Annotated in this window: 10 protein-coding genes; 1 reads left to right on the forward strand and 9 read right to left on the reverse strand. The window is 73.0% G+C overall.

What is annotated here, in order from left to right:
• Positions 1–120: 120 nt before the first annotated feature.
• From ABIA33_RS36105 to ABIA33_RS36145, 9 genes are all read right to left on the reverse strand, one after another.
• On the reverse strand, positions 121–393 hold the full coding sequence (locus tag ABIA33_RS36105) for a hypothetical protein (protein ID WP_370088068.1): 273 nt from the start codon (positions 391–393) through the stop codon (positions 121–123).
• Between the two features lie 288 nt (positions 394–681).
• Positions 682–1,899, reverse strand: coding sequence for a DNA glycosylase AlkZ-like family protein (locus tag ABIA33_RS36110; protein WP_370088070.1), 1,218 nt, complete (start codon positions 1,897–1,899; stop codon positions 682–684).
• A 76-nt stretch (positions 1,900–1,975) separates the two neighbouring features.
• The gene (locus tag ABIA33_RS36115) at positions 1,976–4,309 is read right to left on the reverse strand and encodes a molybdopterin-dependent oxidoreductase (RefSeq protein WP_370088073.1); all 2,334 of its coding nucleotides are present in this window, start codon (positions 4,307–4,309) and stop codon (positions 1,976–1,978) included.
• Positions 4,310–4,712: 403 nt separating this feature from the next.
• Positions 4,713–5,546, reverse strand: a complete 834-nt coding sequence (locus ABIA33_RS36120; RefSeq protein WP_370088075.1) for an ABC transporter ATP-binding protein — start codon at positions 5,544–5,546, stop codon at positions 4,713–4,715.
• Positions 5,543–6,559: an ABC transporter ATP-binding protein gene (locus ABIA33_RS36125; protein ID WP_370088077.1), complete on the reverse strand. Its 1,017-nt coding sequence runs from the start codon at positions 6,557–6,559 to the stop codon at positions 5,543–5,545. The genes ABIA33_RS36120 and ABIA33_RS36125 overlap by 4 nt, the downstream gene beginning before the upstream one ends.
• Positions 6,556–7,503 (reverse strand): ABC transporter permease, encoded by a 948-nt coding sequence (locus ABIA33_RS36130; protein WP_370088079.1) that lies wholly within the window; start codon positions 7,501–7,503, stop codon positions 6,556–6,558. Before ABIA33_RS36130 ends, ABIA33_RS36125 begins: the two co-directional genes overlap by 4 nt.
• The gene (locus ABIA33_RS36135; RefSeq protein ID WP_370088081.1) at positions 7,500–8,447 is read right to left on the reverse strand and encodes an ABC transporter permease; all 948 of its coding nucleotides are present in this window, start codon (positions 8,445–8,447) and stop codon (positions 7,500–7,502) included. The genes ABIA33_RS36130 and ABIA33_RS36135 overlap by 4 nt, the downstream gene beginning before the upstream one ends.
• Positions 8,447–10,111 carry an ABC transporter substrate-binding protein gene (locus tag ABIA33_RS36140; protein WP_370088083.1) on the reverse strand — a complete coding sequence of 555 codons (1,665 nt, stop codon included), beginning with the start codon at positions 10,109–10,111 and terminating at the stop codon, positions 8,447–8,449. The genes ABIA33_RS36135 and ABIA33_RS36140 overlap by 1 nt, the downstream gene beginning before the upstream one ends.
• Positions 10,112–10,137: 26 nt before the next feature.
• Positions 10,138–11,805: an amidohydrolase gene (locus ABIA33_RS36145; RefSeq protein ID WP_370088085.1), complete on the reverse strand. Its 1,668-nt coding sequence runs from the start codon at positions 11,803–11,805 to the stop codon at positions 10,138–10,140.
• Positions 11,806–12,032: 227 nt separating this feature from the next.
• On the opposite strand from ABIA33_RS36145, the gene ABIA33_RS36150 reads away from it, so the two are divergent.
• Entirely contained in the window at positions 12,033–12,740 is a 708-nt protein-coding gene (locus tag ABIA33_RS36150) for a TetR/AcrR family transcriptional regulator (protein WP_370088087.1), read from the forward strand.
• Positions 12,741–12,742: the final 2 nt, after the last annotated feature.

The following is a 12,742-nucleotide window of genomic DNA, read 5'->3' on the forward strand; positions in this document are numbered from 1 at the left end:
TGTTCACATGCCTTTCATTCGCGCGACTCACGGCGCTTATGCAGGCCGATCATGGAGATCGGAACGAGAGCACGCCAAACCCGGCCGTGACCATGGAGTCACGACCGGGCTGGCGGCGACCTACTTGCGGCCGCCGAAGAGCGAGCGGGTGAGGCGCTTGAGCGGTGCGAGCAGCACCATACGGGCGCCCCGATTGGGGCGAGCCGCCGGAGAGCTGACCCCACGGGGCGTCAGCTCCCTTATCAGGCCGACCGCTTCCGCCACGTCCACCTGCGGGAGCGCAGGTGCGCCGAGCACGGCGAGGTGACGGTCGAGCCGCCGGCTCGCCGTACCTGTGCCGCACTGGACCGCGGGAACCCGCGGCCTGCTGCGCACATGCTGCATTTGATTCATTTCCCACCCCTTGGAAGGCACCAGGGCCGTGGAGCGAAGACTATCCGCCTGGAGAGGTCGGTGTGCAACTGTCCGTCCAGGAGGACACCGTACTCCGCCGGACCGGCACCCGTACGAGCAGGTCCCCACACCACGGTTCTTGACCTCGGCGACGACCTGGAAACCTTCCCTGGTGGGAGCGTGGGAGGCGATGAGGGGCGCGCGCTCGACTGCTCCGCACCTCCGTAGGTCACGCCGGACGCGTTTGCGTCCCGGTGGCTCGCGACCACGGACCAGGCAGGCTGCTGCCTACCCCGCGCGCATCGCGGCGATCTTCGGGGCGCGGCTCTTCGGCGAGTCCAGACTGAACCCGCGCGCATCACCGAGCTGGTCCCTGACGAACGCCTCGGTGCGCGCGATGGCGTGCTTCAGTGCGGCGTCCTGGGGGACGAACAGCTGGCGGACGATCTCCTGCTGTTCGGTGTCGTACTCCCAGAAGCCGACGATCCGGCCCCGGTCGACGACGAGATGGCAGGGTGAGTCAGTCTCTCCCCCGAGCACCCGCCCCGCCTTCGCACCGGGGACGGGACGCCCCGCGTCGGCGGGGTCGATCAGCCGGGACAGGTCGCGGTGCAGCAGGTGCAGCCCGTCGATCCCGGCGAGCAGCGCGTACGCGGGCTCGGCCGGGCGGCGGTAGCCGGTGAAGGCGTCGGCCAGTCCGGGCGGCATCAGCAGGTCGGTGCCGGCGACCGGCAGCAGGCCGATCGGCTCCACCGCCGCCCTGGCCGAGGCAGCGGTGAAGCCCGAGAGCCACCGAAAGTGCGCCAGCGACGCGGGCGCGGCCCAGTCGAAGTAGCGCCGGGCGAGGTCCTGCCTGGCCTGCTGGTCCGTCAGTACGGTGGTGCCGAGCGGAGCGGGTTCCCAGCGGACGTATGCGTAGCGCTGCTGGTCGAGCCTGCCGTTCACCGGGACGCGCCGGATCAGACCACGCGCCTGGAGCAGCCCCAGGGCGAGCGGCAGCGTCGTGGACAGCCCTCGCTTCTTCCCAGCGTCACCGAGGCTCCTGGCGGCGTCGCCGACGGCTGCGCGGATCGCTGCCGGGTCCAGCGGCCGTTCCGATCCCGCCAGGGCCTCGACGACCGCCGCGCTCAGGGCCGCGATCTCCGCGTCGGTCACGCCGAGGTGCTTCTCGGCGGCGGCCAGCTCGCCTGCGGGAGCGCCCGCGCCGACGGTCAGCCCCAGGGCGAAGTCGGCGCGGGGCAGCACATAGGTGCAGCCACGGGCCGAGGGCAGCTCGTGCACGTCGAGCCGGGCCACGGCGGCGTCCACCGCCTCGCGGTCGAGCCCGGCCCGGGCGAAAAGCCCGAGGTAGGGACCGGAGCCGCCGACCGAGCGGGCCCATCCCGCCCGGACCAGGACCCTCTCCGCGGAGCCCCCCGCCAGCGCGCCGTCGAGCCCCTGCCGGTGCGCCCACCAGGCGCGGAGCCGCTCGGCGGAGAGGTCGGCGCTGACCTCGCGAGGTGTCATGGGAGCAGTATCCGCCTCGGCACCGACCGGAGACGGTCGGGCCGGGCCAGCCGGGTGACGCATCGGGCCGGCCGCCTCAGGCGGGAACCGGAACGACCGGCAGCACCGGCCGGACCTCGACCGGAATCCCGTTGAGGACAGCCGTACCTGACAGTGGGTCAAGCGGAGCCTCGTCCGTCAGCACGTTGCTGTTCACACCCGGTTCACGCGCCGCCAGTAGGGTCCGTGCCGCCGGGTCGTCGTGTCCCCAGCCGTGCGGCAGGCTGACCACTCCCGGCATCACGCCCTCCGTCACCTCGGCGTCGGCCTCCAGTTCGCCCACCCGTGAACGGACCGTCACCCGCTGCCCGTCCACGATCTCCAGGCGCTCGGCGTCCGCCGGGTGCAGCTGCAGGGTGCAGCGGTTGCTGCCGCCCGCGAGCAGCGGGACGTTGTGCATCCAGGAGTTGTTGGAGCGCAGCTGGCGGCGGCCGATCAGCAGCAGGCCGCCGTCGGGCGACCCGGTCAGCTCGGCGAGGTGCTCGGCCAGGCGCCGGGCTTCGGCGACCAGCTGCGGTGGCGCGAGCTCGACCATGCCGCTGGGGGTGCGCAGCACGCCGGGCAGGCGCGGTTGCAGCGGTCCCAGGTCCAGGCCGTGCGGGGCGGCCTCCAGGGCGTCCAGGCTGAGGCCCTCGGGCTTGGCACCGAAGCCGTCACCGTAGGGGCCGCCGCGCAGCATCAGGTCGAGCAGGCGCTCCTGGCGGGTTCGGTGGGCGACGGCGGCGAGGAGCTCCAAGGGGTCGCGGCCGAAGGCCGGAGACGAGGGGTCGGCGCAGAGGCGCCGGGCGGTGTCGGCGGCGGTGAGATCGTCGAGCTCGTCCGCGCTGAGACCTCCGCCGAGCGCGGCGGACGCGAGCCGAAGCAGCACCTCGGACTCGTCCAGCTCGCCCGGCCCGCGCGGCACGCTGGCCGGCGAGTAGTCGGCGACGTTGCGGATCGAGAAGGAGCTGAACACCAGGTCGTAGTGGCTGCGGGCGAGCGGCGAGACGGCGGGCAGCACCACGTGGGCGTGCCGGGTCGTCTCGTTGAGGTAGGCGTCGACGCTGACCATGGCGTCGAGCGAGGCGAGCGCCGCGCCGAGGCGGGCGCTGTTGGGCGTGGAGAGGACGGGGTTGCCGGCGATGGTGACCAGGCCGCGCAGGCGTGTCCCGCCCGCCGCAGCGGTGTTGACCTCCGGGCCGTCGACCTCCGGGGTGTCGATCTCCTCGGCGAGCGCGCCCGCCGGGAACTCGCCGAAGACGCTGGGAAGCTGCCGGACCCGGGTGCGCCGTGACCCGGGAACGCGAACACCGCGTCCGCGTCCTGGCTCGCCGGTCGTGGTGGGCGAGCCGGCCGCCGGTTCGGGCCACAGCACGCCGCCGGGCCGGTCCAGGTTGCCGGTCAGGGTGTTGACGACGTCGACGAGCCAGCTGGCAGCGGTGCCGAAGGCGGTCGTCGTGGTGCCGATCCGGCCGTAGACGGCGGCGCTGGGGGCGGCGGCGAGCTCGCGGGCGAGGCGGCGGACGGTGTCGGCGGGCACCTGCGTGGCGACCGCGACCGCGTCGGGGGTGAACGGCCGCAGCACGTCCTCGAGTTCGGCCAGTCCGTTCAGATGCGGGGTGGCCTGGCCGGGATCGGCGAGGCCCTCTTCCAGCAGGGCGTGGGCGATTCCGGCGAGGAGCAGCGCGTCGGTTCCGGGCCGGATCGTGAGGTGCTCGTCGGCGATCTCGGCGGTGCGGGTGCGACGCGGGTCGACGACGACCAGCCGACCGCCGCGCCGGCGCAGGGCGCGCAGCCGTCCGGGCAGGTCGGGGGCGGTGAGCAGGCTGCCGTTGGACACCATCGGGTTGGCGCCGAGGACCAGCAGGTAGTCGGTGCGGTCGATGTCGGGGATGGCGATGGACAGCTCGGTCCCGTACATGAGGCCGGAGGCGACCTGCTTGGGCATCTGGTCGACGGTGCTGGCACTGAAGCGGTAGCCGGTGCCGAGGGCCTGGACGAGCACCCGGCTGTAGAGGCTGAGCGCGTGGTTGTGCACGACCGGGTTGCCGAGGTAGACGGCGACGCTGTCCCGCCCGTGCTCCCGGATCAGCGGCGCGAGCAGCCGCCCGGCCTCGGCGAACGCCTCGTCCCAGCCGACCTCGGTCCAGCTGGTGCCGCGCCGGATCAGCGGGGCGCGCAGCCGGTCGGGGTCGGCGTGGAGCTGCCCAAGGGCGACGCCCTTGGGACAGATGTAGCCGCGGCTGAACGGGTCGTTCTCGTCCCCTCGCACGGCTATGTCACCCGGGCCGGGCCCGATCGTGACGGTCAGCCCGCAGGTCGCCTCGCAGAGCGGGCAGGTGCGGTGGGTGGTGGCGGTGGCGTCCGCCTTACCGGTCGGTAGCGCGGTCATGCCCGCGAGCGTAGCCCGACGCGCGCCGTAGCCGGAAGCCCCCGGTTCCGGTTGCCGAGGACGGCCGCCTCCCGGCCACCCGCCGACCGTCTGCCCCGGCGACCGGCCCGACCGCCTGCCCTGGCGACCTGCCCGATCCGGAGGCCCCGGACGAAGACCCGAACCGTAAGCCCCAACCGTAGGCCCGGACCGGCGGCGCAGACCGGAGGCCCGGAACGGCGGCTCAGACCGAAGGCCCCAACCGGAGGCCTCGGCCGCAGGGCCGGACCGTAAGCCCCACCCGTAGGCCCCGACCGAAGGCCCCAACCGAAGACCCGGACCAAAGGCCCCGCCCGGAGACCTCGGCCGCCCCCCGGGCCGGCGGCCCCGGCCGCCGGCCCGGGGGGCGCAGGCTCGAAGCCGTTCAGCCGACGGCGGGGGCGTGGCCGGGCTGCCAGCCGGGCACCGGCACCGCGGCCCGCAGCGCCCGGGTGTAATCCGCGGCGGGTGCGTCGAGCACCCGATCGCAGGGCCCCTGCTCGACCACCCGGCCGCGCCGCAGCACCAGGACGGTGTCGCAGAGCTGCCGCACCACAGCCAGGTCGTGCGAGATCAGCAGGTAGGCGATGCCGGTAGCAGCGCGGATGTCCGCGAGCAGGTTGAGGATCTGCGCCTGGATGGACACGTCCAGCGCGGAGACGGCCTCGTCCAGGATCAGCACCCCGGGCTCGGCGGCGAGCGCGCGGGCGATGGCGACGCGCTGGCGCTGGCCACCGGACAGGTCGCGCGGGCGCGCGTTTGCCTGACGCTCCGTCAGGCCGACCTGGTCCATCAGCTCGGACAGTCGCGCGGAGCGCTGCTCGCCGGTCGTCCTGCCGTGGTGCCGCAGCACCTCGTCGACGGCGGAGCGGGCGCTCTGGCTGGGATCGAGCGAGGTGTAGGGGTCCTGGAAGACGATCTGCAGCTCCCGCGCCCGGCGGTCGCGTTCGGCGGAGCGCCGGGCGGGCGCGGTACGGTCCCGGCCGAGGATCGCGATGCTGCCACTGCTGGGGCGTTCCAGGCCGACCAGCATCCGGGCGATGGTGGTCTTCCCCGAGCCCGACTCCCCGACGATGCCCAGGGAGCCCCCGGCTGCGACGGTGAAGCCGACGTCGTCGACGGCGGTGTGGCGGGTGTGGCCGCCCTTGCCGTCCGGAACGCGGAAGACCTTGCCGAGGGCGGCGACCGACACCGCGGCCGGGGCTGCGTCGTGGTTCATGCCGTGGCCTCCTGAAGGCTGATCTCGGCGACCCGGTGGCAGCGCACCAGTCCGCCCCGGAAGGGTTCGAGCTCGGGGCGCACCTCCCGGCAGACCGCCTGGGCGTGGGCGCAGCGGGCCGCGAAGGCGCAGCCAGGACCGGCCTCGAAGGCCGAGACCGGTCGTCCGGGGATGGCGTTCAACCGCTCGGCCCGGGCGTCGATGGAGGGGCGCGAGCCGAGCAGACCCAGCGTGTAGGGGTGGGCCGCGCGCTGGTGCAGTTCCTCGGCCGCGCGGATCTCCACGATCCTGCCCGCGTACATCACGGCCACCCGGCGGCAGACCGCGAGGGCGAGGTCCAGGTCGTGGGTGATGAAGGCCATGCCCATGCCGCGTTCGCGGCGCAGCCGGTCGAGGATGCCGACCACCTCGGCCTGGATGGTGACGTCCAGGGCGGTGGTGGGTTCGTCGGCGAGGACCAGCCGAGGCTCGGCGAGCAGCACCGAGGCGATCATGACGCGTTGCAGCATGCCGCCGGACAGCTCGTGCGGGTACTGCCGGAGCCGACGGACCGGGTCGTCGATGCCGACCTCGGCGAGCACCGCGGCGGCGCGGTCCTCGGCCTCCCGGCGGGAGAGTCCCCGGTTGCGGGTGAGCGCCTCGGTGAGGAACGCGCCGACGCGCCGGGTCGGGTTGATGTGAGCCCGTGGGTCCTGGAAGATCATCCCGACCCCGTGGTCGCGGTAGCCGCGCAGCTCGGCGGCGTCCATCGCGGCCACGTCCCGGCCTTCGAAGCGGATGCTCCCTGCGAAGGCGGCGCCCTGCGGCAGCAGCCGGGTGACGGCCCGTACGGTCATGGACTTGCCCGAGCCGGACTCGCCGACCAGACCGAGGGCCTCGCCGGGGGCGAGGGTGAGGTCGACGCCGTCGAGCACCGGTCTGGAGTCGCCGCCCACGCCGAGGCGGACGGTGAGCCCGGAGATCTCCAGCAGGGGCTGGGACTGGGACGGGGGAGGCGTTTCGGGCGTCGTCATGAGCTGGCTCCAGTACGGCGGCTGCCGCGTAGGCGCAGGTAGGGCTGCGGGCGCTCGCCGCTGATGCGCGCGCCGAGGACGGTCAGCGACAGCACGCAGAGCACGATCAGCACGCCGGGTGCGATCACCGGTAGCCAGTAGCCCTTCATCAGAGCGTCGCTGTCACTGACCATGACGCCCCAGTCCGACGTGGGCGCCTGCACGGCGAGTCCCAGGTAGGACAGCGAGGCGAGGTCCAGCAGGGCGTAGCCGAAGGCGATGGCGGCCTGCCCCAGCACCACGGGTGCGATGTTGCGCAGGATGTGACGCACCGTGATCCGGACCACGCCGAAGCCCTGGACCGCGAGCGCATCGACATAGGGACTCGTTCGCTGCTGCCGGGCGGCCACCCGCACGATCCGGGCCAGGAAGGGCACGTAGGCGATGGACAGGGCCGCGACCGCCGGGGTGAGTCCCGGGCCGAACAGGGCCACGGCGAGCACCGCGAGGAGCAGCCCCGGCAGCGCGTACACCAGATCGAAGATGCGGGCGACCAGGGCGTCGACGGCGCCGCCGTACCAGGCGGCGAGCAGCGCCAGCGGAATGCCGACAAGGAGGGAGATCGACACGACCAGAGCCGGGCCGAGCAGGCTGGTCCGACTGCCGAACATGAGCCGGGAGAGGATGTCCCGCCCGATGCCGTCCGCGCCGAGCAGGTGCGAGCCGGAGGATCCGGCGTAGGAGTCCAGCAGCGCTTGGGCGTTGGGGTCGTACGGCGCGAGCAGCGGAGCGGCGAGCGCCAGCACGAGCACCAGCAGCAGGAAGGCGGCGGCAGCTACGCCGGAGGGGCCCAGCGCGGTCCGCACCCGGGCGAACACGCCGATGCGCGAGGCTGGAGACACCCCGGCGGTGGCGGGCGCGGTCGGCTGGTCGGTGGTCGTTTCGGTGGTCGTCTCGGTCCTCATGTCGTCCTCCCCACGATGCGCAGCCGCGGGTCGATCAGCGCCTGGACCAGGTCGCTGACGGCGTTGCAGACCACGAACGCGGCGACCAGCAGCAGGGCCACGGCCTGAACCACCGGGAAGTCCTTCTGGGCGACCGACTGGATGGTGAGCTGGCCGATGCCGGGCACGGCGAAGGCCGACTCGACGACCAGCGTCGAGGCGAACAGTCCCGAGGTGAGCAGGCCGATGGCGGTGATGATCGGCGGCAGCGCGTTGCGGAACACGTGGTCGCGCAGCACCACCCGCCGGGGCAGTCCGCGTACCTGCGCGGTCTGCACGTGCTCGCGGTCGAGCTGCTCGCGCAGCGCGTTGCGGGTGACCCGGGCCAGGAATCCGCAGGAGACCACGGCCAGCGCGCAGGCCGGCAGCACCAGGCCGCGCAGTTGTCCGAGCAGGCCGGATTGCACCCCCGAGGCGGGAAACCAGCCCAGCTTCACCGCGAACACGGAGATCAGCAGGGTGGAGGCGACGAACGGCGGCACGGTCACCGAGAGCGAGGTGAGCGCGTTGGCCGTGGCGTCGACCCGGCCCGGGCGCAGCGCGGCGGCCGTGCCCAGGCCGAGGCCGAGGATGACGACCAGGGAGATGCTGAGGGCGACCAGCAGCAGCGTGCTGCCGAGGCCGGCGCCGACCCGTCCGGCGACGCTCTGGCCGGTGACCATGGAGCGTCCGAGGTCGCCGTGCAGCACCGCGGTGAGCCAGTCCCAGTAGCGGACCGGCAGGGGCTGGTCCAGGTGGAGCTGGTGCCGGACGGCGGCGCGGGCGGCGGCCGACGGCGCGCGGTTGCCGAAGAGGACGTTCTCGGGGCTGCCCGGGGCGAGGTAGAGGCTGCCGAAGATCACCACGCTGGACAGCAGCAGGGTGGTGACCAGACCGCCGAGGCGGTGCAGCAGGAGACGTCCCATCAGGGCGCGCCGACGGCGGCGACCCAGGGACCGGCCATGTAGGAGAAGGTGAGCGGCGCCCCGGTGACGGCGCTGTTCTGGAACAGCAGGGCACGCGGCTGCACGATCGGGATCCACGGGAGGTCGCGGTCGAGGACGGTCTGGGCCTGCAGCACGTACATCGCGCGCTGCCTCGGGTCCGCGCTGCCCTGGGCCTTGAGCAGGGAAGCCTCGACGCCGGGGTCGGTGTAGCCGTTGAAGTTCTGCGAGCCGGCCTTGGTGGCGTAGCTGGAGTACATGGTGGCGGCCTCGGGGTACTCCAGGTAATTGATGGTGAGGAAGGAGTCGTACGCCGCACGGGCCTTGGGATCGATGAACAGTGATCCGTACTGCTGGTCGGGCAAGCCGATGATCTTCACCTTGAGGCCGATGGCGTCGCCGGTCTGCTGCAGCACCTGGGCGAGCTGGACCTCGGTGGGGACGCCCGCCGCGTAGCCGATGCTGATCTGCTGTCCGGTCGCGCCCGCGGCCTTGACCAGCTGGCTCGCGTTGGCGAGGTCGGGCTGCACCTGCAGGGCGCTGTACGCCGCGGCGTAGTCGCTCCTGGCGGGACTGTTCTCCCAGAAGCCGGGCCCGGCCACCGCGTAGAGGGGGTCGGCCGCGCCGCTGAACAGCGTCTGCGCGATGCCCTTGCGGTCGATGGCCATGGACAGGGCCTGGCGGACGCGGGCGTCGGCGAGGCCGCCGGTGAACCTGGCGACGATCAGGTCGATGTTCTGGGTGGTCGAGCCCTCCCCGCCGATGTAGAGCTTGCCGTTGGTGGCCTTCTGGAGCTGACCGATCGTGGAGCTCGGCAGGTCGAAGCCGCCCTGGAGGCTGCCGGAGCTGAGCGCGTTGGCGAGTGCGGAGGGGTCGGCGAGGAACTTGAAGGTGACGGTCTCCGCCTTGCCCGCCTTCGCGGGGTCCCAGAAACGGGGGTTGCGCTTGAGCACCATCGCGTTGGTCCCGTCGAACGAGGCGACCGTGTACGGCCCCGAACAGACCACGCCGGTACCGGCGTTGCCGAAGTTCTGGCCCGACCCGACCGCGAACGCCTTCTCCACGACGGATCCGCCGAGGGTGCCCAGCGTGCGGAGGAAGAGGTAGTCGTCCCTGTTGAAGGTCACCGTGACCTGACCGGCGCCGGTGGCTCTGACCGAGCTGACGTCGTGGTAGGCGTCGGCGTAGTTGCTGGCGACGGTCGGGTCCTGGTTGCGCAGCAGGCTGTAGACCACGTCGTCGGCGGTGACCGGGTGTCCGTCACTGAACACCGCGCGCGGGTCCAGGTCGAGGACCAGGTGCCGGGCGTCGGGCTGCTTCCACGCCTTGGCCACGGCCGGGTCGAGGGTGTAGTCGGGCCCGGTCTGCAGCACGCCCTGGCAGACGTTGCCGAGGATGGTCTCCTCGGGGTAGTCCGCGGTCTTCAGCGGGTCTTCCGAGTAGGGGGCGCGGTAGTCGCCGGACCAGGTGAGCGACGACAGGGCCCTGCCGGGTGCGGTCGTGACCTGCGCGGTGTTGAAGTTGCTGCTGGGCGCGGCCTTCGCGGCGTTGCCGCCGGAGCTGCCGCAGGCCGTCACGGCGGTACCGGCGAGCAGGGCGAGGGCCGCGAGGGGCAGTGCGGCGCGCGGGGTTCTTCCGTGCATCATGGAGCCTCTCCTCTGATCGGTCGGAACTACTGGGCGGCGTGGACGAGTCGGCCCTCGACGTAGGTGCGCAGCACCCGCGTCCCGCCGATCGCAGCGGCGGGCCCGGCGAACGGGTCGCGGTCGAGGACGACCAGGTCGGCGTACTTGCCGGACTCGACCGAACCGGTGTCGGCGTCGAGGTGGTTCACCCGCGCCGTACCGGCCGTGTACGCGGCGAGGGCGGTGCCGAGGTCCAGGCGCTGCTCGGGGCCGAGGACCCGGTCGGGGGTCTCCGGGGCGCAGCGGTTGACGGCGACGTGGACGCCGAGCATCACGTCGGGGGTGCTGACGGACCAGTCGCTGCCCGCCGCGAGCATCGCGCCGGAGCGGGCCAGCGACCCGAACGGGTACTGCCAGCCGGAGCGGCGCTCGCCGAGGAAGGGGATGGTGAGCTCGTCCATCTGCGGCTCGTGCATGGCCCACAGCGGCTGGATGTTGGCGGTCGCACCCAGCGCCCGGAAGCGGGGGATGTCGTCGGGGTGGACGACCTGGAGGTGCGCCAGGTGGTGCCGGTTGCCGCGCTCGCCGTTGCGGCGCACGGCCTCCTCGACGGCGTCGAGGGCGCTGCGCACGGCGCGGTCGCCGAGGGCGTGGAAGTGGACCTGGAATCCGGCCGCGTCGAGCTCGCTGACGAATCCGCCGAGCTTCTCGGGGTCGATGAAGTCGAGCCCCGACGCGCCGCTGGAGCAGCCGCAGCCGTCGAGATAGGGCTCCAGCATGGCGGCGGTGTGGTTCTCCGCGACCCCGTCGAGCATCATCTTGACGCTGCCGACCCGGAACCGGCCGGCCCCGTCACGCAGAGCCTCGGCCTCCTCGCGGCGGGCGAGGAAGTGCGGCAACTGCTCGATGCCGCCCTCGCGGTCCCACCACTGCGCGCCGCGCACCCGTGCGGTGAGGGTGCCGTCCCCGGCGGCGGCCAGGTAGGCACCGTAGACGTCGCCGGGGCCGAAGGCCGCGCCGACGGCGGCGTCCTGCCAGCCGGTGATGCCGAAGCCGTGCAGGTGGCGCTGACCTTCGAGCAGGCCCTGGTAGAGCTCCTGCTCGGTGGCAGGCGGTATGTGGCGGGTCACCAGCTCGGCGGCGCCCTCCTGGAGCATCCCGGTGGGCGTGCCGTCGGCGTCCCGCTCGATCCGGCCGTCGGCCGGGTCGGGGGTGCCGGCGGTGATCCCGGCGATCTCCAGGGCGCGGCTGTTGGCCCAGAGGCCGTGGCCGTCGCGGTTGGGCAGGGCGACCGGGCGGTCGGGGACCACCGCGTCGAGCAGGGAGCGGTGCGGGGTGCCGCCGGGGAACGCCTCCATGCTCCAGCCGCCACCGGTGATCCACTCGCGCCGGGGGTTGGCGGCGGCGTAGGCGGCGACGGTGGCGACGTAGTCCTGGGCCGTCTCGAGATGGTGCAGGTCGCAGCTGCGCAGGGTGGTCCCGGCGAGGACGGGGTGGACGTGGGCGTCCTGGAAGCCGGGCAGCAGCAGCTTCCCGGCCAGGTCGACGACGTCGGTGTCCGCGCCGATGAGGTGGCGGACGTCGTGGTCCTGGCCGACGACGACGATGCGTCCGTCGCGGACCGCGACGGCGGTGGCCCAGGAGCGGGCGGGGTCGACGGTGTAGACGGGTCCGCCGGTGAAGACGAGGTCGGCGAAGTGGTTGTCGCGGGGCACGTGCCCTCCGTACTGGGAGCTGAGCGGACCGGGAGCTGAGCTGTTCGGTAGCCGAAGCCGTTCGGGGGTGAGCTGTTTCGACGCCCGGCGGTTCGGAACCGGGCCGGATGAGTGAGCATCACACTCGATGACAGTGCTGCTGTCAATGCCATTGACAGCAGCTCCCCGTTACGATCGGATCAACTCGGCTGGAGGACTGCTCTCAGCCGTGGACGGGAGGAGCCGCAGTGGCGGAGCAGGGCACGAGGACGGCCAAACGCCGGGTCGCACTGACCCGGGAGGCCATCATGGAAGCGGCGTTCCGCCTCTGCTCGCCAGAGGGCGGCGGGGTGCTGACCTTCAGTCGGCTCGGCAAGGAGTTGGGCGCCGACCCCACCGCCGTCTACCGCCACTTCCGCGACAAGGACGAGCTGATCCTCGCCCTGGTCGACGTGATGATCGAGGAGGCGGTGGAACTGGCCGCCGTCCCGGCGCTCGGCCCCGACCGCTGGCGGGAGTCCCTCACCGCCACGGCCCGCGCCGTGCGCGCCGTCTACCTGAAACGGCCGGTGCTCGCCGTCCTGGCGGCGTCGCGGACCACCGCCAGCCCGGCCGAGACGACGAGCGTCGAGCAGGTCATCGGGGTGCTGCACCGCGCCGGACTGCCCGTGATCGAGGCCGCCGAGTGCTACCGGATGCTGCTCGACCTCACACTGGCGATGACCCAGTCGACCGCGTCCTTCCTGGTGCTCGACGAGGAGTCGCAGGCCAAGGACGACGCCGCCTGGTCCGTCAAATACGGGCTGCTACCGGCGGACCGCTTCCCGCTGCTGCACCAGAGCGCACCCCGGCTCACCGAACTCTTCCGCGACGACGCCCAGGTGTTCGAGCTGGTGCTCGCCACCTTCCTGGACGGCGTCGCGCTGAAGATCGAGCGGGCCCGGCGCGCCGGCTGACG

This window comes from Streptacidiphilus sp. MAP12-16 (genome assembly GCF_041262165.1).
Classification (GTDB): Bacteria; Actinomycetota; Actinomycetes; order Streptomycetales; family Streptomycetaceae; genus Streptacidiphilus.